We start from the raw sequence: 22,052 nt of genomic DNA on the forward strand, positions 1-22,052 counted from the left end.
TTGTATTTTTTATAACACTAACGGATTTGTTTGGCGTTAAATTTTCACTTCAGTGACTTTTTTGTAGCCTTCTGATGTCAACTCGTCATTAACGCAATTTAGCACGTATGCTTTTAATTCTTCAGTCGCTGTGTCGTCTTCTTTTGCCCAGTTTAAACACATTTCAGTAAAATCTTTAACAAGCTCTTTTGGTGCTTCTGGTAATGTATCTTCAGCATAAACAGATGAAGATAAAGCAAGTAAGATGGCTAAAATAGAGTGTTTCATTCTTGTTCCTAAAAGTTAATTGAGCAAACACACTGTGTGTCTGTAAGACATTTTTAAAATAAATAGTCAGTGATTAACAGCAAATTAAATTTATCGTCAAGGTGAAAAATGAAACAATATTGCTAATCGCGACGTATAACAGAGTGTCTAGTTTGTAAATGACGGGTCTATGTTCTAAACATAAAGAGTGACTTTAAAAAGGAGCATCTTATATGCCTACAACAAATGCGTTAGATAAACACACCGAATTTGCACGTTGTTTAGCGTGTAACAAAGTTAATACGTTCTCTGCTTTTCACTGGCTTGCACTTGCGTTTAAAGATATGACACAAGCTCCCATTCTTAGCCTTGTCTACGGATTAATTTTTACTATCATCCCTGTTATTATCGTTTATTCCGTAGTTTTTACAGGTACTTACCTTGTAATTTTACCCGCAACAGTCGCGTTTGCATTGATTGGACCTGCTTTCGCTGTTGGTTTATATGATGTAGCCTGGGAACTTGAAAAAGGCCACACACCGACATTATCCCATTCCCTGAAGTCAATGTTTCGTAATCCAGTAGGAGAGTGGGGTTTTGCAATTGTGCTGATGGTGATAATGATCATTTGGATGAGGCTTGCTGCATTAGTGCATGCGCTTTATCCCAGTTACGCCAATCCGACTTTTGAAGAGCTCTCCGCATTTTTAACCTTAGGTTCAATTATTGGCGGCATTCTATTGGTGTCTGTTTTTGCAATTTCAGCGTTTACTCCACAAATAATGATGGAGCGGCGCGTCGATATAATGACAGCCGTTGTGTCTTCAATTCACGCAGTGAAAGTCAATTTTTCAGCCATGCTTGTATGGTCAATCTGCATCTTTGTCTTTATTGCTTTAGGGTTTGCGACCGGGGCTGCAGGTTTTATTGTTATTATGCCTTTGCTGAGTTATGCCAGCTGGCATGCATATATCGCAATTATAAAAACGAAAAAACCCCGTGGATACGAATAATCACTTGTAAGTAACTTATTCAAAGGCCTACATATTTGTAGGCCTTTTTTATGGCTTAGATATATACAATAAAATGGCAGGATATATAGAGTGGTCGATATGAATGAACTCTTAAACAGTTAAAAAGCGTTAAGTAAATTATCTAAAAAGGTTTTAGGATCTAGATTGCAACACAAGCGCAAGGTTATGAAACATAGCGACATAACAACGTAACTTAGTACAACAAGATGGCATAAATAAGTGAGAGAAAAAAACTTGTTTATTTTGTAATGGTTAAACCTCATATATGTATTTTCAACTGTGACGCAAACAGAGAAATCAAAAGTATCTAACCGATGAGTAAAAGTGAAGCTGTTTGAATTAGCAATAAACTATTGCTACACAAAGAATGCAGTGCATATAATAACTTTTGTTTAAATGAGATCCGAGTAGTGAGCAAACAATTTGGCGCGGCCGCTAATTACTCAGATACGAAGGACATTTAAATTTAAAACCGTTCCAGTTGTTATAATTTTTGACGGTCAAATGACTGGCTATTGAAAAGGCTGTTATATAGCAAATTTAAACAGAAATATTCGATAGCAGAGATCTCTTCAAATACTTTAACACTCTATTTAACATAACATTAATTATCAGCCATTAAGTGTAGGTTCTTTTCTATCCTCAAATACTGCGAATAAAACATATTCAGTATTACATGTTATGTCCAATACTAGACGGTATCGGACATTTTGTATGGTTACACAGCTTATTTTATCTTGTCGTAGGTTTTGATGCTTCAAAGCAGCTGTCAGTGTCATTAAAAACTAAATTAACCCCATTTGGTGATTGGCAAATACCGTTTAACTCTTTATTCTAATTTACAAATAATATGATGGTACTTAGGAATTTCATGAGCTCATTGATTGATAACGTGATTAGTAATCTATCTCAAGTGATAATTGGTAAAGAACAACAAATAAAATTGGCATTAACCTGTTTGCTTGCTCGGGGTCATTTATTAATAGAAGATTTACCTGGCATGGGCAAAACCACGTTATCACATGCATTAGCGTCGTCTTTAAATTTGAGTTATCAGCGTATCCAATTCACTAGCGATTTATTACCAGCTGATATTATTGGTTCGTCGATTTTTGATTTAAATGATAAAACATTTAGCTTTCATCAAGGCCCCTTGTTTAATCAAGTTATTTTAGCGGATGAAATAAATCGTGCGGGTCCAAAAACCCAAAGTGCTTTACTCGAAGCTATGGAAGAACAGCAAGTCAGTATTGATGGCCACAGTTACCCATTACCCAGTCCGTTTTTTGTTATTGCGACACAAAATCCCATTTATCAAGCCGGTACCTACCCATTACCTGAATCTCAACTTGATCGGTTTTTAATGAAAATATCATTGGGTTATCCTGACGTTGAAGCCGAAAGAAAAATTTTGCTTGGCCAAAATGTTGCTATAGAGCAATTAGCCAATATTTTAGAACACGATCAGTTTGAACAAATACAAGCGCAAATATCGCACATGACTGTTTCAAGTCCAGTCATCGATTATATTCTTGCGATTGTTAACTATACGCGTGAGCCCGGCCGATTTGCGATGCCACTGTCGCCACGAGCGAGCCTTGCGTTAATTAATGCAGCTAAAGCTTGGGCGTTTATTCACAATCGTGATTTTGTAACTCCTGATGATATTCAGGCTATTTTGCCAAGTGTGGTGCAGCATCGTTTAAGTTTAAATAGTCATCAACACGATTTGCAGCTGATAGAGCAAATCATGACTGAAGTCCCTGTTCCTTTATAATATGTTTGAGCATGTTAAGAGCAAGATTGATGCTCGAGTCAATCAACAATTAATTAAAAGACAGCACCACCTTAAAAAGTTAATGCTTAAACATAAAAATGTTTACGTACTCCCTTCCCGTCTAGGTTTGGCTTTTTTGTGTTTTGCTATCTTAGTCTTTTTACTGGGCAGTAATTATCAAAATAATATGATTATTATGACCAGCTACCTTCTTCTATCTTTATTGTTAGTCTCTGTCATACAAGGTTATTTGAATTTATCCAATACCGAAATCGAATATATTCAATGTCGCCCTGGAGATGTGCAATCTGGTTTTGAATTGTTACTATCGTTCAAAAACTTACGTACAGCTCAACAAATCAAGTTAGCAGCGCAGTGGTTAAATCCGGTTGACGCTTTTGATTGTTCTCATAGCGCAAAGACAATAAAGCTACAATTCACACCTTCAAAAAGAGGGATATACGCCCTACCGAGAATCAAAATAAGCAGCTCGTACCCTTTTGGTTTAATCACTATTTGGAGTTACCTTGTTTATCAAGATTCCACCTTTGTTTACCCCAATCAACGAACTCTATTAAATTATTCTCATACTCATGAACAACCGGATGAAGGCGATCACAGCAATCAAGCACAAGGTAGTGATGATTTCGACGGGATCAGAACGTATCAAAAAGGTGATAGTTTTTCGCGTATCTCTTGGAAACACTATGCCAAGCAACATGAACTGGTGAGCAAACAATTTAATCAACTAGGCAATGGGCATGTTATTTTTGATTTTGCTTTGTTGCCAGATGATTTTGAAACACGCCTTGAGTATTTGGCTTATTTGCTGCAACAAGCACAGCACGATGAATTAATCTATGGGTTAACACTTCCTCAACGTCATATTGGCGCAAATCATGGCCCCGAACATTTAGCTGAATGTTTAAAAGCACTCAGTGAGGTGTAAGATGAAGTTTAATACTGCGGTTTTACAATCAATAATTGTCTTTATTATCAGTCTAATATTGGCCAATTATTTATCTTCGATGTTGATAGCCCTTATATTGCTCATCACACTTTGGGGGTTTGCGTCGGCACTAGAACAAATCCCTAGGCCCAATACCACAGTGGGCAATTTGTTGGCTGTGGCCACGAGTTTTGTATTATTTGTCGATGTTGGACTCAGTGATACAGTCAATTTATTTGTCTCTATGCTGTTGGTTTCTGTCGCATTAAAACAGCTTATTGCTACAAGTAATAAACACCTTAAAATAATTGCTTTAGTTCATACATTTGTTATAGCAAGTGTCTTTTTATATCAGCAAAACCTCATGTTTTCATTGGTTAGCTTAGTTCTGATTACATTAGAGCTCACTGCGTTAAATATGCTAGGCCAAACAAAGAATATTCATTTGGTGAAATCATTAAAACTTGCTGCGGTAAGTGTTATATCCTGTTTGCCAATCACTTTGTTATGTTTTTTATTGATCCCAAAACTGCCGTCTTTTTGGGCGTTACCGGGCCCAAGCACTGCATCTACAGGCTTAAATGAAACGGTCAATCCGTTTGATATTGCAAAATTATCGCAATCCTCTGATCTGGTATTTCGCGCGACCTTTAATGACTCCCCGCCTACGACTCCAATGTATTGGCGTGCAATGATCCATGAACAATATTCTGATCGAGGTTGGACGTTAATGGAGCATACCGCTTCAAAACAGATTCCTACAACTCCAGCTGAGGCTCAAGCTCTGGGGTATGAAATTATTGCTGAAAAGTCCTCTTTACCTTGGCTTTATGCCCTAGATTATGGGCATTCATCGACATCTGGGATTATAAATCGCTACGACGGAATTCTGGCCAGAACGAGCAATCTATCGCAAACCATTAAATATCAGGCCCAAAGCAGCCCCCTATTTGACTCAGTACCTTCTTTAAATACATGGAGTCAAACGATTAATTTATCAATTAATCGTTTGGACAATAATCAAAGTCAATTACTGGCTAAACAATTAAAACGACAAGCCCGCACGGATGCCCATTTTTTTCAGATGTTGATGGACTACTTCGCATCACAGGGCTTTGTGTATACCCTAAGCCCGCCAGCTTTAAGAGGCTTAAATACCATCGATCAGTTTATGGTTGATTCTAAACAAGGGTTTTGTGGACACTATGCTAGCAGTGCGGCGTTCATATTTCGCAGCGCAGGGATCCCAGCTCGTGTTGTTTCTGGCTATTTAGGGGGTGAAAAAGTCGCAGGTGGTTACTTTAATATTTATCAATATGATGCACATGCGTGGACTGAGGTGTGGTTAGCAGGTAAAGGATGGACAATTTTTGATGCAACCGCTGTCGTTGCCCCAGACCGTTTGCTAGGTTCACTCTCTGAAAGTGACAGTCAACGCGACGCATTTATGAATAACCTTGAATTAAGTTGGCTTAGTTTACAACACTACCCGATGATCAACTGGCTGAGAACGAACATTGATCAACTTGATTTTATGTGGACGACTTGGGTACTCGGCTACGATAACTCAACACAAGCCTCTTTTTTACAAGATACATTGGGAGATATTTCCCCGTTTACCATCGCGATAACAGTTTTGGGGACTATAGGTTTGGTTTTTTTATCTTATTTTGGCTTAGTTTATTGGCAAAATCGGCCTGTCTATTTGACACCATTGGCCAAAGAATACCAACAACTACAACAGTGGGCTTTTGCCAATGCAACCCCCATTGAAGCCAATGATTTAACCCTTAAAGGCACCACTCCTTTGAAAATATTATCTTTGGTCAGTGAACAACATCCAACCAAGGGTCAGTATATCAAGGAGTTTGCTGCGATTTATTCGTCTGTTCGGTATCAAGATAAGACGTTGAGTAAATCACAGCGGCACCATATAACTAAATTAATTAAAACAATAACTAAAAAATAAGAGACTTTTATGAATGCTGTAATTATTGGCGTTATGCTAATGCTGACTTTAAGCCTACTTAGGATCAACGTCATCGTGGCAATGACCCTCAGTGCGCTCACTGCTGGACTTATTTCTGGAATGAGTTTGGTTGACACTTTAAACGCTTTTAATAGTGGTTTATCTGGTGGGGCTGAGATAGCACTGAGCTATGCGATGCTCGGCGCATTTGCAGTGGCGATTTCAAAGTCCGGTTTAACGCAAATCTTGGCCGAAAAACTCCTCGCCAATGTTGATAGGCACGATAACGCTGATGAAAAACGCAGTTTAAGTTACGTAATTTTAACGGTTATTTTATTATGCTCGATAGCGTCACAAAATATTATTCCAGTCCATATCGCATTTATCCCAATTTTAATCCCCCCTATTTTGGTGATCTTAAATACATTGGCGCTAGATCGCCGAGCCATAGCGTGTGTACTGACTTTTGGTTTAGCCACTTCGTATATGGTGCTACCGTATGGTTTTGGTGGTATTTACTTATACAGTATCTTGCACAAGAACTTGGCCGATAATGGTCTGGAAATTGTCAACACCGCGGTACCGCAAGCCATGATTATTCCAGCCATTGGCATGGTAGTTGGTTTATTAATTGCACTTTTATTTACTTATCGGCATAAAAGATATTATAAACAAAGCCTTATAACAGAACCGACACAGAAAAAAGTCGAAAATAAACAAAAAGTACTGTTTGTGGGTTTTATGGCGATTGGTCTGTCATTAGTTGCACAAAATTTAAGTGGTTCGATGATTTTAGGCGGCTTGACTGGCGTCGTTGTGTTTACTCTCTTTGGTGCAGTAAAATGGCACGAGAGCAATGATCTGTTCAGTAAAGGTGTCTCTATGATGGCGCTGATTGGTTTTATTATGATTTCTGCTCAGGGATTCTCAGAAGTCATCAAACAAACTGGCGATGTCGCCTCGCTGGTTGATGGTGCTGTGGCAATCATCGGAGACAACAAACCGCTAGCTGCGGCACTTATTCTATTGGTTGGACTATTAATTACCATGGGAATTGGCAGCTCATTCTCAACAGTGCCAATCATCGCCACCTTGTTTGTCCCTTTATGTATTGAACTAAACTTTTCTGTAATGGCGACCGCAGCACTTGTGGGTACGGCGGGTGCCCTTGGCGATGCAGGCTCCCCTGCTTCAGACTCAACCTTAGGGCCCACATCCGGCTTAAATGCAGATGGACAACATGACCATATTTGGGATTCAGTCGTGCCAACCTTTATTCACTTTAATATCCCTTTATTAGTGTTTGGTTGGATTGCAGCTATGGTGCTTTAAACTGTGATATATAAAAATGCCGCTTAATTAAGCGGCCTTTTTTCACTTGAACTTAGGTTATTTGAATCCGTTAAACATTCGCTCACAAACGACAGGAGTCGGTTTATGGTCGTCATCAACGGCAACAAAGGTAAAGCTGCCTGAAATAGCTTGGTGCTTGTCGTCTTTGTGCATTGTTTCAAGATAGATGTCGACTTGAATACGCAAACTCGTATTCCCAACATGAATGACCTTTGCGATTAATTCAGCAAACGTCCCCGCAGGAATTGCTTCTTTAAAATCGACCCGATCTGAGGATATTGTCACTAATGGTTTGCGGCAAAATCGCGTAGCAGCAATAAATGCGGCTTCATCCATCCAAGCTAATGCATCACCACCAAATAAAGTATTGTGATGATTGGTGCGGCTTGGAAAAACTGTTTTGGTAATTTTCGTTAATGATTCTTCAATGCGTTGTGCAATGATTAAATCTCTCTGTGCTTGAGTTTGTTCTGTCATTTATGGTTTATTCGCTAAGGTATCAATCATTAAAAGTTGTGGATCAAGGCGTTCTTGTAGCCAGTTAAATCGCCAGTCTAAATGTGGGCCGGTGACTCGGCCAGTTGCGCCGATTTCTGCAATCTTAGTGCCTTGGTTTACTTCTTGGCCTTTTTTAACATCCAGTGTATGTAAATGAATATAGGTCGACGTAATTCCATGACCATGGTCAAGAATTAACGTGCCGCCAGAATAGTACAAATCAGGATCAGCAAAGACGACTTTACCAGGAAGCGGTGCATACACAGGCGTGCCCGTTTTATTGGCGATATCTAAGCCATAATGGGGTCGCTTTGGTTCGCCATTGAAAAATCGTTGGCTGCCATACACGCCCGATATTCGACCTTGTGCTGGTTTAAGTACCGGACTTAAAAAATCAGTCCGATTTGATATGGTATTACGCGCTTCACGCACTGCACGGGCTTCTTGTGAAATCCGTTTTGAGACTGACTCTGGTGGAGAGACATATTTTTTAGCCACACCGGTTATTTTATCAATATTATATGAGCGGGCAGTAATCAAAAATGACTCGCTGTGAGACTTTCCTGCTTCATCTTGCCATTGTAAGGTATGTTGAAGGCTGCTATCTCGACCAAAACCAAATACAAAGGTGCCATCTTGGGTGAGTTTGAGTTCGTTGCCATTGAATTTGACTTGTTTGGCTCCGGGCAATTGCCCTGTGACTAACCCACCTTGTGTGAGCTGGCCTTTTAGCTCTAGTGCGTTACTCGATAACGCACAGCAAAGTAAGCTGGCAAACAAAACGCCGCGCTTAAGCATAGGCAATCGACCCTTTAGCGACACCTTCATAGGCCACAACTTTAAAATCACTGTTTGGATTTGCTTGTTTAAGTGCCGTTGCAAGATAATCAGCGATGCATTCAACGGTCGTATCACAGGGTAAAGTATGTGTGACAGACTGTTCAATCGAAAGCTCAAAATAACCTTGTGGCGCGGTGTAAGCACAACATAGATGTGAAGGTGACGAGTCAATGAACTTGAGCGCATCAGGCTCGATGATGTCTTCTTGGCTGACTAAATAAATATCTTCAAATGCTTCTGCCCACTGTTTTTGTAAACGAGGGCTTTTCATGCCATTTTCAAAAATTTCTATTTTCGAGCGGTGTCCATGCACGATGCGTTGGCAGTTGCCATCGTGTTTCTTTAATCCATGACTGTAATGATAATAAAAACTATCGATATTCTCTGGACGCAGGTTTATTTCTATTTTGTCGATGTTATTTGGTAACAGGGGCAAAATCGTATTGATTAAAAAAGCAGTCACAGTTTGCTGATTGATTTCATCAGCATCAATTGGGCAATAAGCTTGTGCAGGGCAACTCATGGCTAAGCGTTTGTTATCCGCATACATGAATGTCACGTTCGTTTGTTCGCCTTGTTGTTCAAGGCAAACATTTTTTGCCATGGGTAAAGCCAACTTATGATCTATATGCTCATCAATAATTTTTTTAACTTGTTTTTTTACTAACGCAAAATCTAATACCATCGATTCTTCGTTTAGGCTGCCGTGTAAGGTTAAATCAACAATCCAACTTTCACCTACCGCACCTCGTTGATGACAAAGATAAGAAAAATCAATTACCGTGAGATCGTTCACAAAAAGGATCATATTTATGCGTTATCCTATAAAAAAAATACTCGCATATTATAAAGATTTATTAGTAAAAAAGCACAATAAGCCTGTAGGTTTGTGATTTTTTACTAAAAAAGAATGATTAATTAACTGTTCGGAGTTGTTTAGCTTACATCTGTTCGCTAAAGTAACGGCAATTTTTACGCAAAGTAGAAGAATATGACTCAGAAAAATAGTTTTACAAAAGAAGAATTGGTCGCATGTGGACGCGGTGAGATGTTTGGTGAGGGAAACTGTCGCTTACCAAGTGATAACATGTTGATGATGGATCGCATCATTTCTATCACCGAAGATGGTGGCGAGCATGGCAAAGGTCAAATCGTTGCTGAACTCGATATCAATCCAGATTTATGGTTTTTCGATTGTCACTTTAAAGGTGATCCTGTGATGCCGGGTTGTTTAGGGCTCGATGCGATGTGGCAATTAGTTGGGTTCTTCCTAGGTTGGTCTGGCGGCCCAGGTTTAGGCCGTGCACTGGGTGTGGGTGAAGTAAAATTCACAGGGCAAATCTTACCTACAGCTAAAAAAGTAACATACCGTCTTGATATGAAACGTGTTATTAAGCGTAAATTATTCATGGGTATGGCGGACGGCACTGTTGAAGTCGATGGTCGCGTTATTTATGAAGCTAAAGATTTAAAAGTGGGTTTATTTCAAGATACAAGCAGCTTCTGATCAAGCCCACTGCTAGAACACTAAAAAACGCCCAACTGGGCGTTTTTGCTTTAAATTTTATACATGTTTCGATTTTCGATGGCTTCTCGCCATCCCCCGAGCCAATGAGATCTAGGATCTAAATTTTCGTAAGGGCACATTTCTTTTGAGCGCCCAGCTAATCCTGCTTTAAAACCTTGAGCATGTGCTCTTTCAAGACGATCTCTTTTTTGTCTCTTCATAGGTAACGTCCTCACCTTATTATTAATTTTGAACAGTGTGACTTAAGTCACGTTTTAACAAATAATTAATTGAATCGTTAAATTACTGTCAAAAAACAGGGTTAAAATAACGATAAATAAATAAGAAATACGTTTAAGCTTGTGTAGCATTAGCTACAAAATATTTAGAGCTCCACTTTGAGTTTAAAGTTCACAGGCAGATGAAAACTCCCCCTGCCTCACTCAAAGATAACGAGCCCGATATCAGAGATCAATAGTCTTTTTTGAGTTATTTTTAGACAAAATGCATGTTCTATTCAATTTCAGTCAATTAGAAAAATTCAAAACTAAAATAATCTAAAAAGCATTTTTTCATGCATATTTAGTCTTTAAAGCTGGCTAAGTAATTGCTTTGGATTTCGGGGGTAAAAGTGATCAGCTTGTTTACTGATTAAATCAAACTGTCGGGTGTTTTTATAAGGTAATTTCATAAATCCGGCGACGCCATAGTCAGTAATCGTTGCAATACTGGCCATTATTTTTTGTAAAATTGCATTAAATAGTTGCTCTTTACTTGGATCTAAAAGCCGATAGTAATGGTGTACTTTTAATCTATCAGGCAAAGATTCAACGATAATACAGCCGGTATGATGTATTTGGTTTAGTGCAAAAACCCCTTTTAATACCTCTTTGGGCAATGTCAGTTGTTCATCTGGATCTTTACCATCTTCAAAGTATGAATGAGGTCGAGTGAGTTCTGTCGCGGTTACATTCATTACCTGATAATGGATTTTCGGAAGCACCTCGAACTCTAACTGCCCTTGCTTGTTTCTTGGTAGTTGAATCGTTGTACGCGCATCAAATAAACAACACTTAAATAGGCCTTTTTGTACAATGCCTTGTGCAATTTTTACGGTATTATTAACCGCATCGGTAAAGGCTTTTTTTAAAGTTATATCATGTAAAATCAGGCTAGATTCAATAAACAGTTGCTCTTCTTTCCAGTGAAAACTTAATCCCCCTACGACTGGATATTTCGCTAACCGACTGATGGAGGCTAAAAACGCTTTTTCTGTGTCGCCCATGTCAATTAAAAATTCGCGGTAATAGCGCTCCAGTTGGGCGTCATTCACATCTTTTAGCACTAAGCCAGCATCTGCTTGGCGTAAAAATGACTTTCTGGAGCTATACACCACTGTATCAGGTCGGTTTGCGCTCTCTGCATGCCAAAATGGAACTGCGCTTTTGATATCGACTTGTGGTAATTGCGGCATATATGCTTTAGCCATGTTAGGCATGTTACGTAAAAAATAATCCCCAGCACCATCACGGATTGATTTGTCTTTTGAGAGCATGCCATCAATCACATTGGCTAACTCTTGTGGTAAACCTAAACTGGCTGCAGGGATAACCACATTACCAAAACGGCACGATTGCGCAGAAGCAAGTGCATATAGAGTTGACGCGACGCCTTGTTCATCAAAGCGAGGGGAAGATTTTAATCCGGCCATTTGCTCATCCCCGATGAAATAAACATCCCCCATCCTCGCGTTACTATGCTGAAGATCATGGGACATTAAATCCATAATATTCGATGCGATTGGATTGCCATGGCCATCTTCTTGAGCGTACACAGATGAGCCCCAATCAACCAGTGACAATTGTCGCTGTTGGTCATCCCAGACTAAATTTGACGGTTTGATATCACCATGCACCATAGGTGATAACGACATCCCGACTTTATGGTTACGTAAATCAAGTAATACACTGTGTAGTTTTAAAGCTAATGCAGTAATAAACTGTGGTGATAACCGACCATGTTTGAGCGAAAATTTTTCGAGATCTTCACCCGGCGCTCGGGCCATCATCAAAATCCCTTGTTTTTTGATCCGTTCAAACGCGTAAAAGCGTGGCACCAGTGGATTATCGATTTGCGATAACATATAGGCTTCATCTTCGAGCCTATCGCGCACTGCTTGCGCGAGGGTGATACGAGAGAATTTAAAGACCCATTGTTCACCTTTATGATCGCTGCCTGAAAAAACAAAACCAAATGCGCCAGAGCCAATCATTTCGACATGATCATACCCAAGTAAGCTAAGCTGCTTTTGACAAATTTTAAGCCATTGTTTGTGTTTTTTTGCATCATGGTGGGATAACAAATAGATAGATTGTTCTTCATTAATATAAAAATTATGAATTGTTTTGTTATCGGTCATGGTTTACTCGTTACAAATCAATAAAAAAGGCAGCTAAGCTGCCTGATTGTATAACACTTTTTATTGAGGATTCACCTTATAAACGAATGCCACCGTCTATTTCGACCACTCGGCCAGTGAAAAAATCGTTTTCAAAAATGTATTGTGCAGTATGAGCAATTTCATCTGCCTCACCAAAGCGCCCGACAGGCTTCATTGCAATCATGCGCTCTTTGGCTTCAGGTTTCATGGCATCGGTCATGGCGGTGCGAATAACACCTGGTGCGATAGCGCCTACTCGGATCCCATAGCGACCGAGTTCGCGCGCCCATGTCGTTGTCATTGCAACCACACCCGCTTTGGATGCAGAGTAATTTGTTTGCCCCATATTGCCAGAACGAGCGACACTCGACATATTAATAATGACGCCACCTTGGCCATTTTCAATCATGTGATGGGCTGCTTCACGCCCACACAAAAACACACCCGTTAAGTTAACATCAATGACAGACTGAAATTGTTCAAGGGACATTTTGCCAACAACTTTGCCTTCTTTCGCTTTAATAAACATACCATCGCGTAAAATACCTGCGTTGTTAATTAATCCATCGAGACTATTGAAGTCGGCATTAATTTTGGCGAAGGTTGCTTCAACCTCAGCTTCTTGACTGACATTTGCGACATACGTTTCAACGCGTGTATTAAATTGTGCTAAGAACTGCTTGGCTGCGGTTAATGCCGATTGTTGCATATCAACTAAGGCTAAGTTCGCCCCTAAATTAGCCAGACGTTCAGCCATGGCTAAACCTAGCCCTTGAGCACCCCCAGTTATCACGATGGTTTTGTTTTTTAGTTCCATAGTGAATTACCCTTGTTTAGAAAATAATTTAAAAATAGCTGAGAAATCTTGTCCGCCCATGCCTTGATTTTGCATGAGGTTATACATATTTTTTGCCAATGATCCCATCGGTGTGACTGATTGACTTTGCACAGCCGCCTCAATGGCTAAGCCCAAATCTTTCGCCATTAAGTCAACCATAAAGCCACCTTGGTAATTATTCGATGAAGGCACATTAGGGAGTACATCAGGGCATGGATTGTAAAGTTCTAATGTCCAGTTTCGACCTGAGCTTTGCAGCATAATTTCCGATAACACTTTTGGATCAAGGCCATTATCTATGCCCATTTGTAGTGCTTCACTGGTGCCAGCCATTAAGATGCTCAGCAACATGTTATTGCATATTTTTGCAACTTGCCCGGCGCCTGTCTCCCCTGCATGGAAGATATTTTTACCCATATCAGCGAGGATCACTTGTGCGCGTTCAAAATCGTCTGCAGAGCCGCCGACGATAAACGTTAATGTACCGTTTGTTGCACCGGCGACACCACCTGATACTGGCGCATCTACAAAGCAAATACCGGCTGCTGATAATTCTGATCCCACAGCTTTTGCTGTTGCTGCATCTATGGTACTACAGTCAATCACTAAACTCGCCTTAGACAAGTGATTGATGAGGCCTGTTTCACCAAGATACACGCTTTTTACATGCTTGCCCGCTGGCAGCATGCTGATAGTAATATCTTGATCGATAGCACATTGACTGATGTCTTGAGCAACGTGTGCGCCCAATTGACTAAGTGTATTTAATGCCACTTCAGACAAATCAAAGACTGTGACTTGGTGCCCTGCTTTGATCAGGTTGGCTGCCATTGGGCCGCCCATATTGCCTAAACCAATAAAACCTATCTTTGCCATAATATTTATTCCTTACCAAGCAACGCTAATGGGTGTGTGTCAGGTGTCCATGGCGACTGGAAAAAGTCTTCAATGACCTGAAGTGGAACCGCTGAACTATCAGGGTAGCGCCAATTGGGTTGACCGTCTTTATCAATTAATAACGCGCGCACGCCTTCTTGAAACTCACCGAATTGACCACATTTGACCGATAAACCCAGCTCCATTTTGAAACAATCAACCAAGGACATGTTTTTAGCACGTAGAAGCTGTTGTTCGATAAGACGAATGCTCAAAGGGCTGCCATGTTTAAGGCCTTTGATTGCTTTAGCTAACCAGGCATTTTGAGTATCTAAATTTCTCAATGCTTCTAGTTGCTCTTCAAGTTGGGTGAGCTCAAACACGGTTTTAAGCGTGGGCAAATTGGCTTTGATATTTGATGCAGGTGGTTTACCTGATTGCTTTTGTATTTTTAATAATACAGCGTCCAACTTTTGATGATTAAGTGGGATCGTTTGGCCCCATTTCGTCACAATCAATTCATCTAACAAGGTTTGTTTGAGGTCCGCTTTTACATAATAATCAGCCAGATTCACATACTTTGCGTCTTCAGCATTAATCGATGCACCTGTTAAACCCAAAAATAAACCTAAATGGTCTGGCATTTTGTTGAGGAAATAACTGCCACCAACATCAGGATACAAACCTATGGTAATTTCTGGCATGGCGATTCTGGATGTGTCTGTAACAACGCGATGGCTCGCACCCGCCATCAGCCCTAAACCACCGCCCATAATAATGCCATGTCCCCAAAGTAAAATTGGTTTTTCAAAGCGATGAATTAAATAATCAAGCTGATACTCAGCTGTAAAAAACTCTTCAACATAGTGCGCATTTTGTTGACTGCTCATGGCGTTGTATAAACTCACCACATCACCACCGGCACAAAACGCTTTGTCACCTGCACCTTCGAGGATCACCATCGAAATAGATTTATCTTCTTGCCAAGCAAGGAGCTGCGGCGTGAGTAACGCCACCATCTCTTTATTTAATGCATTGAGCGCTTTTTCACAGTTAAGAGTAGCGATACCTATTTTTTGATCTGTGATGGTATCGAGCTCACGAAATAATACCGCACTCATTAGCCGTTAACCCACTGTGGCGCACGCTTTTCTAAAAACGCGTTGACGCCTTCTTTTTGATCTTGGCTATCAAATAATGTCACAAACAGTTCACGCTCGAGTGGCAGTGCGCTGTTAATAGTACCATCACGGCCCTTTTGAATAAGGGCTTTACATGCAGTCACAGCAACAGGACTTTGTTGTTCAACATTTTTTGCCAGCTCTAATGCTTTTTCTAACGCTTGACCTGTTTCAACTACTTCCTCAACAAGACCAATCGCATGGGCTTTGTCTGCTTTTAAACGCTCACCACATAAAATCATGCGTTTTGCCCAGCCTTCGCCGACTAACCACGCTAAATTTTGCGTGCCGCCAGCACAGGGTAGCAAGCCAACTTTAGCTTCAGGCAATGCCATTTGTGCTTGTTGTTCAGCGATTCGAATATCACAAGCCAGTGCAACTTCAAGGCCTCCGCCCATCGCAAAACCATTTATGGCGGCAATCGACACCCCTCTAAAATTAGATAGCGTTTCAAATGCTTCACCAAACACCCGAGACATATCGGCGGCAATGCCTTTATCACCAGAAGCAAAGACATTTAAATCAGCACCAGCAGAGAAAAACTTTTCTCCTTCCCCAGTGATGATCAGTGAGTAAATTGATTTATCAGCATTAAGGGACAAAACGATTTCTTTAAGGCTTGCTAAAGTGTCTCGAGTCCAAGTATTTGCTGGCGGATTTGACATTGTTAACAATGCAATTGAACCACGTTTTTCTACTTTAATTTGAGCTGTCATCTTCTTTTCCTTATAAAATATCGCCTGCGCCTTGCGCAAGGAGTCTGCGGCCAACAATCAAGCGCATGATTTCGTTGGTCCCTTCTAAGATCTGGTGAACACGGACATCACGTAAATGTCTTTCAAGTGGATACTCTTTAATGTAACCATAGCCACCATGGATTTGCAGTGCATCATCACACACTTTAAAGCCAACATCGGTCGCAAACCGTTTAGCCATTGCACAGTAGGCCGTTTTCTCTGGATCGTTATTATCCAGTTTAAACGCTGCTAGCCTGACCATTTGACGGGCAGCTACTAATTCAGTGTTCATATCTGCCAGTTTAAATTGTAATGCTTGAAATGCAGCCAAGGGTTTACCGAATTGCTCACGCTCTTGCATGTAATTTTTAGCGGTATTGAGTGCTTGTTGCGCCGTGCCGATTGAGCAGGTTGCAATGTTAATACGGCCACCATCAAGGCCTTGCATGGCAAACTTAAAGCCTTCGCCTTCTTGTCCAAGTAAGTTTTCTTTAGCAACTTTGACATTTTCAAAGGTAATGAGACGGGTTGGTTGCGCGTTCCAGCCCATTTTTTCTTCCGCTTTACCGTAAATAACGCCCGGTGCATCTGCTGGCACAACAAAGGCAGAAATACCCGCTGCGCCTTCTCCACCAGTGCGGGCCATCACAACAAGGACTTCAGTTTCACCGGCGCCGGAAATAAACATTTTAGAACCATTGATCACGTAATGATCATCGGTGAGTTGTGCTTTTGTTTTTAACGAAGCTGCATCAGAGCCAGAGCCTGGCTCAGTTAAACAATACGAAGCTAATAGCTGGCCCATAACAAGTTGGTCGACATACTGCGCTTTAATCGCATCAGTGCCAAAGCTTGCAATCATCCAAGTGGCCATATTGTGAATCGTAAGCATTGCGGTGGTGGCGGTACAGCCCATGGATAGTTGTTCAAAAATGATGCTTGAATCTAGGCGAGATAACCCTAAGCCACCTGCATCTTCAGGGGTATAAAGACCACAAAAACCGAGCTCACCGGCTGCTTGAATAACAGATTTTGGAAAAATGTGTTCTTTATCCCAACGTGCAGCGTTTGGGGCGAGTTCTGTTTCTGCAAATTGTCGGGCGGTGTCTGCAAATGCAAGTTGATCGTCTGTTAAATTAAAGTCCATATCGACCTCTTTTTTATTCGGGTAATACAAAGGAGCAGTAAACTGCTCCTATCTTTTATTATTTCAAGTTAATGCTCATATTCGGGCCTGTGGCAATGTCGTCTTCAAACCAACGAGCGGTGACCGTTTTAGTCTCAGTGTAAAAACGGATCCCTTGTTTTCCATAAGTATGTTGATCGCCATAAAATGAGCCTTTCCAACCAGTAAACGAGAAGAAAGGAAGTGGCACAGGAATTGGCACATTAATTCCAACCTGACCGACTTCGATTTCGTGTTGGAATTTGCGTGCAGCGGCACCACAAGCGGTGAATAACGACGTGCCATTCCCATAAGGACTATTGTTGATAAGCGCGATGGCTTCATCGAGCGTATCCACACAAATACACGCCAACACAGGGCCAAATATTTCTTCTTTATACAAATCCATATCGGTTGTGACGTCAGTAAACAAAGTTGGTCCAACCCAATTTCCCTGCTCAAATCCTGCAACGGTAAAATCAGATCCATCTAGTAAACAGGTTGCACCTTGCGCTTTACCTGTTTCGATTAATGATAAAATGCGCGCTTTTGCTTGTGGCGTAGTTTGCGGACCATATGCGGCTTGCGGATCGTCCCAAACACCCGGTCGAACTTGCGTAAAGGCTTCTTTTAAATCATTGATCCATTCTTTGGTTTGGCCAACAAACACAGCCACTGAGATCCCCATACAACGCTGGCCTGCAGCGCCGACAGATGCGCCAACTAGATTGCTAATCAAACGCTCTTTTTTGGCATCCGGCATAATGACCATATGGTTTTTAGCGCCCACACACGCTTGAACTCGTTTTAAGTGCTCAGTGCCTTTTGAATAAATATAAGCACCCACACCACAAGAACCGACAAAAGAAATCGCTCGGATAGCAGGATGCTCTAAAATTTTGTCTACTTGCGGTTTGGTACCGTGCACAACTTGCAACACACCTTTTGGTGCGCCCGCTTCTTCAAACAATTCGACTAAGCGCATTGGCGTCAGTGGATCTTGTTCAGATGGTTTCAGAATAAAGGTATTACCACACACAATCGCGAGCGGGAACATCCAAAGCGGGATCATGGCTGGAAAGTTGAATGGCGTAATACCCGCGCACACACCTAAAGGTTGAGTGTATGAATAAGTGTCAATACCACGAGCAACATTTTCGACCGTTTCACCCATCATCATGGCGGGTGCATTAGCTGCTTGTTCAACAACTTCAATGCCGCGCCAAACATCGCCTTTTGCGTCTTCAAATGTTTTGCCTAATTCATGACAAATAATGGTGGCAATTTCATCATGATGTTCTTTTAATAACGCAGCGTAACGCATCATAATGCGCGCACGTTCTGAGACAGGGACATCTTTCCATGTCTTAAATGTTTCTTGTGCAGAAGCAATCGCGCGCTCCATTTCAGCGTCAGTGGTAGATGGCACTTGCGCTATCACTTCTTGTGTTGCTGGGTTCACCACATCAATCCACTGCTCTGATGTTGATTGAACCATTTGCCCTTCAATAAATAATGGAACTTTATGCATGTTAATCTTCTCCCCAAATAAAAAAGGCGCTTCTATTTTTAAATTATCGCGCCTTAGATTTGTTAAATTGTTTCAATCGCCATCGCAACCGCTTCACCACCACCAATACACAGTGAGGCAACGCCTGTTTTTAACCCTCTGTTTTTCAGAGCATGGATTAATGTCACTAAGATACGCGCACCACTGGCTCCAATTGGGTGACCCAACGCACACGCCCCGCCATTTACATTAACTTTGGCACTGTCGAGTCCCATTTCATTAATTGCGAGCATAGTGACCATGGCAAATGCTTCATTAATTTCCCACAAATCAACACTGTCTTTTGACCAACCTGCTTTTTCTAATACTGAGTTCATTGCGCCTACTGGTGCGATAGTAAATTCAGCTGGTTTTTGCGAGTGAGTAGCATGAGCAACAATGCGACACAGCGGCGTTAAGCCTTTTGCAGTCGCTTCAGATTCTTTCATTAATGTCAGCGCTGCTGCACCATCTGAAATTGAAGATGAATTGGCGGCTGTGATCGTTCCATCTTTTGCAAATGCAGGTCGTAATGCAGGGATCTTATCGATTTTTGCATTGCCTGGTTGCTCATCAATCGAAAATTCAACATCGCCTTTTCGTGTTTTAACGATAACTGGCGTTATTTCAGCGTGAAACGCGCCCGTTTCTATAGCTGATTGTGCTTTTTGCAGAGAGTTAATTGCAAATGCATCCATTTGCTCACGCGTAATAGCATAGTCGTTAGCTGTGGCCTGAGCAAAACAACCCATCGCTTTGTTTTCGTAAGCATCTTCTAAGCCATCGGCCATCATATGATCTTTTATTTCACCGTGGCCCATTCGAAAGCCACCACGTGCTTTGGGTAAAAAATAAGGGGCTGCCGACATATTTTCCATCCCACCGGCGATGGCAACATTAATCGAACCTGATTTGATTAAATCATGAGCAAACATCGCCGCCTTTAAGCCAGAGCCACATACTTTATTAATAGTCGTAGCACCTGTGCCAAGATTTAAGCCTGCTTTTAGCATCGCTTGGCGCGCTGGCGCTTGGCCGAGTCCCGCTGGTAAAACACAGCCCATAATGACTTCATCAATTGAATTAACAGCTAAACCAGATTTTTTTACGGCATCAGCAATGGCTGTGGCACCAAGCTCTGTTGCATGGGTCTCACTGAACATCCCCATAAAGCCACCCATTGGGGTGCGAGATGCGCTTACAATTACAATCGGATCGTGTACTGACATGAAAATATTCTCCTCGACATTAATGACATGAGAATACATAAAATTTACGTTTACGCCAACGTAAATGTAAAAAAGCAGTGAATTGGATGTAATGGATTACAGACTAAAGTGCCAATATATCTTGCCAGATAGCGACTTTATACAGGATACAAGACATTGGTCTAACCTGTGATGGTAAACTTAAATAAGAATGTTAATACGGTTTTAACACTCAAGCTTTACCTTTACGTAAACTTCACATATATTAGTTTCGTAATTTGAGGTGAACACATGAATCAAGATAACACAGAACAAACATTTAGCATTAGTGACTTGGCAAAAGAATTTGATATTACGACCCGTAGTATCCGCTTTTATGAAGACCAAGGACTGATTACACCACAGCGTAATGGTCAAACTCGTATCTATAGCAAACGCGATAAAGTCAGATTAAAACTGATTTTACGCGGAAAACGTTTAGGTTTTACCTTAGCTGAAACTGGCCGACTTTTTGAGCTGTATGACGCGGACAAGTCAAGTGCCAAACAGCTCGTCACTATGCTTGCTCTCATCGAAGATAAAAAAGCCCACTTAAGCCAACAAATGGACGATATTAAAGTCGTTTTAATGGAATTGGTCACTGCAGAGCGTCGCTGCCACGATACGCTTAAAAGTCTAGAAGATTAATACAAAGAGGTTCCCAAAATGAGCACTATCTCACTATATAAAGAAATGAATTTTGGCCTTGGTGAAACAGCCGACATGATCCGTGATCACGTAAATGGTTTTGCAACGGCAGAAATCGCCCCGTTAGCTGAGCAAACCGATATCGATAATAGTTTTCCAAATCAGTTGTGGCCAAAACTTGGTGAGATGGGATTACTTGGCTTAACCGTCAGTGAAGAATTTGGTGGTTCAGGTTTAGGTTATCTCGAACACGTTTTAGCAATGGAAGAGATTAGCCGCGCCAGTGCGTCGATTGGTTTAAGTTATGGTGCCCATTCAAATTTATGTGTTAACCAAATTTACCGAAACGGCAATCAAGCACAAAAAGAAAAGTACCTTCCTAAACTTATTTCGGGTGAGCACATTGGTGCTTTAGCGATGAGCGAACCCAATGCCGGCTCTGATGTGGTTTCGATGAAACTCAAAGCGGAAAAGCGCGGTGATAAGTACATATTAAATGGTAATAAAATGTGGATCACCAATGGTCCAGATGCCCATACTTATGTCATTTATGCCAAAACAGATTTAGAAGCAGGTCATAAAGGCATCACTGCATTTATTGTTGAGCGTGATTTCCCAGGGTTCACCCAAGCTCAAAAACTCGACAAATTAGGGATGCGCGGCTCAAATACCTGCGAATTAGTCTTCATTGATTGTGAAGTACCTGAAGAAAATATCTTAGGTGGCTTGAACAATGGCGTAAAAGTATTAATGAGTGGCTTGGATTACGAGCGCGTGGTGTTATCAGGTGGCTCTCTTGGCATTATGCAAGCGTGTATGGACATCGTGGTTCCTTATATTCACGAGCGCAAACAATTTGATACGCCTATCGGCCAATTTCAATTAATCCAAGGCAAAATCGCAGATATGTACACGCAAATGAATGCGGCGCGCTCGTATGTGTACACAGTTGCAAAATCTTGTGACCGCGGTGAAACAACTCGTAAAGATGCGGCGGGTGCGATTTTATATGCCGCAGAACTGGCCACTAAAATGGCCCTCGATGCCATTCAAATTTTAGGCGGTAATGGTTATATCAATGAATATGCGACTGGCCGATTACTGCGTGATGCAAAATTATATGAAATTGGTGCGGGTACCTCTGAAATTCGCAGAATGCTAATAGGTCGTGAGCTTTTCAACGAAAGCCGTTAAGGGA

General features: G+C 41.2%; 21 protein-coding genes. 8 read left to right on the forward strand and 13 right to left on the reverse strand.

Going from position 1 to position 22,052, the window contains the following annotated elements:
- Nucleotides 1–36: 36 nt before the first annotated feature.
- Complete coding sequence (locus tag PULV_RS11095; RefSeq protein ID WP_086745028.1) at nt 37–267, reverse strand: hypothetical protein; 231 nt, start codon at nt 265–267, stop codon at nt 37–39.
- Nucleotides 268–479: 212 nt separating this feature from the next.
- On the opposite strand from PULV_RS11095, the gene PULV_RS11100 reads away from it, so the two are divergent.
- From PULV_RS11100 to PULV_RS11120, 5 genes are all read left to right on the forward strand, one after another.
- On the forward strand, nt 480–1,259 hold the full coding sequence (locus PULV_RS11100; RefSeq protein ID WP_086745029.1) for a DUF2189 domain-containing protein: 780 nt from the start codon (nt 480–482) through the stop codon (nt 1,257–1,259).
- Between the two features lie 892 nt (nt 1,260–2,151).
- On the forward strand, nt 2,152–3,057 hold the full coding sequence (locus tag PULV_RS11105) for an AAA family ATPase (RefSeq protein ID WP_193331733.1): 906 nt from the start codon (nt 2,152–2,154) through the stop codon (nt 3,055–3,057).
- 82 nt (nt 3,058–3,139) lie between these two features.
- Entirely contained in the window at nt 3,140–4,006 is an 867-nt protein-coding gene (locus tag PULV_RS11110) for a DUF58 domain-containing protein (protein ID WP_176365206.1), read from the forward strand.
- A 1-nt stretch (nt 4,007) separates the two neighbouring features.
- Nucleotides 4,008–5,975, forward strand: coding sequence for a transglutaminase family protein (locus tag PULV_RS11115; protein WP_193331734.1), 1,968 nt, complete (start codon nt 4,008–4,010; stop codon nt 5,973–5,975).
- 9 nt (nt 5,976–5,984) lie between these two features.
- On the forward strand, nt 5,985–7,307 hold the full coding sequence (locus tag PULV_RS11120) for a Na+/H+ antiporter family protein (RefSeq protein ID WP_193331735.1): 1,323 nt from the start codon (nt 5,985–5,987) through the stop codon (nt 7,305–7,307).
- A 57-nt stretch (nt 7,308–7,364) separates the two neighbouring features.
- On the opposite strand, the gene PULV_RS11125 is transcribed toward PULV_RS11120, so the two are convergent.
- The 3 genes from PULV_RS11125 to PULV_RS11135 are packed head-to-tail and all read right to left on the reverse strand — an operon-like array spanning nt 7,365 to nt 9,474.
- Nucleotides 7,365–7,805: an acyl-CoA thioesterase gene (locus PULV_RS11125; RefSeq protein ID WP_086745034.1), complete on the reverse strand. Its 441-nt coding sequence runs from the start codon at nt 7,803–7,805 to the stop codon at nt 7,365–7,367.
- The gene (locus tag PULV_RS11130; protein ID WP_193331736.1) at nt 7,806–8,624 is read right to left on the reverse strand and encodes a M23 family metallopeptidase; all 819 of its coding nucleotides are present in this window, start codon (nt 8,622–8,624) and stop codon (nt 7,806–7,808) included.
- Entirely contained in the window at nt 8,617–9,474 is an 858-nt protein-coding gene (locus PULV_RS11135; RefSeq protein WP_193331737.1) for a 6-carboxytetrahydropterin synthase, read from the reverse strand. The genes PULV_RS11130 and PULV_RS11135 overlap by 8 nt, the downstream gene beginning before the upstream one ends.
- Nucleotides 9,475–9,657: 183 nt before the next feature.
- Between PULV_RS11135 and fabA the strand changes: the two genes are divergently transcribed.
- Nucleotides 9,658–10,173 carry a bifunctional 3-hydroxydecanoyl-ACP dehydratase/trans-2-decenoyl-ACP isomerase gene (fabA, locus tag PULV_RS11140; RefSeq protein ID WP_086745037.1) on the forward strand — a complete coding sequence of 172 codons (516 nt, stop codon included), beginning with the start codon at nt 9,658–9,660 and terminating at the stop codon, nt 10,171–10,173.
- A 50-nt stretch (nt 10,174–10,223) separates the two neighbouring features.
- On the opposite strand, the gene rmf is transcribed toward fabA, so the two are convergent.
- From rmf to PULV_RS11185, 9 genes are all read right to left on the reverse strand, one after another.
- Nucleotides 10,224–10,394, reverse strand: coding sequence for a ribosome modulation factor (gene rmf, locus PULV_RS11145; RefSeq protein WP_086745038.1), 171 nt, complete (start codon nt 10,392–10,394; stop codon nt 10,224–10,226).
- Between the two features lie 368 nt (nt 10,395–10,762).
- Nucleotides 10,763–12,592 carry a protein kinase domain-containing protein gene (locus tag PULV_RS11150; RefSeq protein ID WP_086745039.1) on the reverse strand — a complete coding sequence of 610 codons (1,830 nt, stop codon included), beginning with the start codon at nt 12,590–12,592 and terminating at the stop codon, nt 10,763–10,765.
- A 76-nt stretch (nt 12,593–12,668) separates the two neighbouring features.
- Nucleotides 12,669–13,430, reverse strand: coding sequence for an SDR family oxidoreductase (locus PULV_RS11155; protein WP_193331738.1), 762 nt, complete (start codon nt 13,428–13,430; stop codon nt 12,669–12,671).
- Nucleotides 13,431–13,436: 6 nt separating this feature from the next.
- Complete coding sequence (mmsB, locus tag PULV_RS11160) at nt 13,437–14,327, reverse strand: 3-hydroxyisobutyrate dehydrogenase (protein ID WP_193331739.1); 891 nt, start codon at nt 14,325–14,327, stop codon at nt 13,437–13,439.
- Nucleotides 14,328–14,332: 5 nt separating this feature from the next.
- Nucleotides 14,333–15,448: an enoyl-CoA hydratase/isomerase family protein gene (locus PULV_RS11165; protein WP_086745042.1), complete on the reverse strand. Its 1,116-nt coding sequence runs from the start codon at nt 15,446–15,448 to the stop codon at nt 14,333–14,335.
- Nucleotides 15,448–16,224 (reverse strand): enoyl-CoA hydratase, encoded by a 777-nt coding sequence (locus tag PULV_RS11170; RefSeq protein WP_086745043.1) that lies wholly within the window; start codon nt 16,222–16,224, stop codon nt 15,448–15,450. Before PULV_RS11170 ends, PULV_RS11165 begins: the two co-directional genes overlap by 1 nt.
- 10 nt (nt 16,225–16,234) lie before the next feature.
- On the reverse strand, nt 16,235–17,392 hold the full coding sequence (locus tag PULV_RS11175; RefSeq protein WP_086745044.1) for an acyl-CoA dehydrogenase family protein: 1,158 nt from the start codon (nt 17,390–17,392) through the stop codon (nt 16,235–16,237).
- 58 nt (nt 17,393–17,450) lie between these two features.
- Nucleotides 17,451–18,941 carry a CoA-acylating methylmalonate-semialdehyde dehydrogenase gene (locus PULV_RS11180; protein ID WP_086745045.1) on the reverse strand — a complete coding sequence of 497 codons (1,491 nt, stop codon included), beginning with the start codon at nt 18,939–18,941 and terminating at the stop codon, nt 17,451–17,453.
- A 62-nt stretch (nt 18,942–19,003) separates the two neighbouring features.
- Nucleotides 19,004–20,188: an acetyl-CoA C-acyltransferase gene (locus tag PULV_RS11185; RefSeq protein ID WP_193331740.1), complete on the reverse strand. Its 1,185-nt coding sequence runs from the start codon at nt 20,186–20,188 to the stop codon at nt 19,004–19,006.
- A 270-nt stretch (nt 20,189–20,458) separates the two neighbouring features.
- On the opposite strand from PULV_RS11185, the gene PULV_RS11190 reads away from it, so the two are divergent.
- Nucleotides 20,459–20,854, forward strand: a complete 396-nt coding sequence (locus tag PULV_RS11190) for a MerR family transcriptional regulator (RefSeq protein WP_086745047.1) — start codon at nt 20,459–20,461, stop codon at nt 20,852–20,854.
- 18 nt (nt 20,855–20,872) lie between these two features.
- Entirely contained in the window at nt 20,873–22,048 is a 1,176-nt protein-coding gene (locus PULV_RS11195) for an isovaleryl-CoA dehydrogenase (RefSeq protein WP_086745048.1), read from the forward strand.
- The last annotated feature ends 4 nt before the right edge of the window (nt 22,049–22,052 follow it).

The sequence above is a fragment of the Pseudoalteromonas ulvae UL12 genome, from assembly GCF_014925405.1.
GTDB lineage: Bacteria > Pseudomonadota > Gammaproteobacteria > Enterobacterales > Alteromonadaceae > Pseudoalteromonas > Pseudoalteromonas ulvae.

What these genes read in the sequence shown, in the direction of transcription:
- PULV_RS11150 (WP_086745039.1), bottom strand. Translation starts at nt 12,592, where the DNA reads ATGACCGATAACAAAACAATTCATAATTTTTATATTAATGAAGAACAA.
- PULV_RS11195 (WP_086745048.1), top strand. Translation starts at nt 20,873, where the DNA reads ATGAGCACTATCTCACTATATAAAGAAATGAATTTTGGCCTTGGTGAA.
- PULV_RS11115 (WP_193331734.1), top strand. Translation starts at nt 4,008, where the DNA reads ATGAAGTTTAATACTGCGGTTTTACAATCAATAATTGTCTTTATTATC.
- PULV_RS11130 (WP_193331736.1), bottom strand. Translation starts at nt 8,624, where the DNA reads ATGCTTAAGCGCGGCGTTTTGTTTGCCAGCTTACTTTGCTGTGCGTTA.
- PULV_RS11105 (WP_193331733.1), top strand. Translation starts at nt 2,152, where the DNA reads ATGAGCTCATTGATTGATAACGTGATTAGTAATCTATCTCAAGTGATA.
- PULV_RS11125 (WP_086745034.1), bottom strand. Translation starts at nt 7,805, where the DNA reads ATGACAGAACAAACTCAAGCACAGAGAGATTTAATCATTGCACAACGC.
- PULV_RS11180 (WP_086745045.1), bottom strand. Translation starts at nt 18,941, where the DNA reads ATGCATAAAGTTCCATTATTTATTGAAGGGCAAATGGTTCAATCAACA.
- PULV_RS11165 (WP_086745042.1), bottom strand. Translation starts at nt 15,448, where the DNA reads ATGAGTGCGGTATTATTTCGTGAGCTCGATACCATCACAGATCAAAAA.
- PULV_RS11170 (WP_086745043.1), bottom strand. Translation starts at nt 16,224, where the DNA reads ATGACAGCTCAAATTAAAGTAGAAAAACGTGGTTCAATTGCATTGTTA.
- PULV_RS11120 (WP_193331735.1), top strand. Translation starts at nt 5,985, where the DNA reads ATGAATGCTGTAATTATTGGCGTTATGCTAATGCTGACTTTAAGCCTA.
- PULV_RS11190 (WP_086745047.1), top strand. Translation starts at nt 20,459, where the DNA reads ATGAATCAAGATAACACAGAACAAACATTTAGCATTAGTGACTTGGCA.
- PULV_RS11135 (WP_193331737.1), bottom strand. Translation starts at nt 9,474, where the DNA reads ATGATCCTTTTTGTGAACGATCTCACGGTAATTGATTTTTCTTATCTT.
- PULV_RS11185 (WP_193331740.1), bottom strand. Translation starts at nt 20,188, where the DNA reads ATGTCAGTACACGATCCGATTGTAATTGTAAGCGCATCTCGCACCCCA.
- PULV_RS11110 (WP_176365206.1), top strand. Translation starts at nt 3,140, where the DNA reads ATGCTTAAACATAAAAATGTTTACGTACTCCCTTCCCGTCTAGGTTTG.
- PULV_RS11095 (WP_086745028.1), bottom strand. Translation starts at nt 267, where the DNA reads ATGAAACACTCTATTTTAGCCATCTTACTTGCTTTATCTTCATCTGTT.
- mmsB (WP_193331739.1), bottom strand. Translation starts at nt 14,327, where the DNA reads ATGGCAAAGATAGGTTTTATTGGTTTAGGCAATATGGGCGGCCCAATG.
- PULV_RS11100 (WP_086745029.1), top strand. Translation starts at nt 480, where the DNA reads ATGCCTACAACAAATGCGTTAGATAAACACACCGAATTTGCACGTTGT.
- fabA (WP_086745037.1), top strand. Translation starts at nt 9,658, where the DNA reads ATGACTCAGAAAAATAGTTTTACAAAAGAAGAATTGGTCGCATGTGGA.
- rmf (WP_086745038.1), bottom strand. Translation starts at nt 10,394, where the DNA reads ATGAAGAGACAAAAAAGAGATCGTCTTGAAAGAGCACATGCTCAAGGT.
- PULV_RS11155 (WP_193331738.1), bottom strand. Translation starts at nt 13,430, where the DNA reads ATGGAACTAAAAAACAAAACCATCGTGATAACTGGGGGTGCTCAAGGG.
- PULV_RS11175 (WP_086745044.1), bottom strand. Translation starts at nt 17,392, where the DNA reads ATGGACTTTAATTTAACAGACGATCAACTTGCATTTGCAGACACCGCC.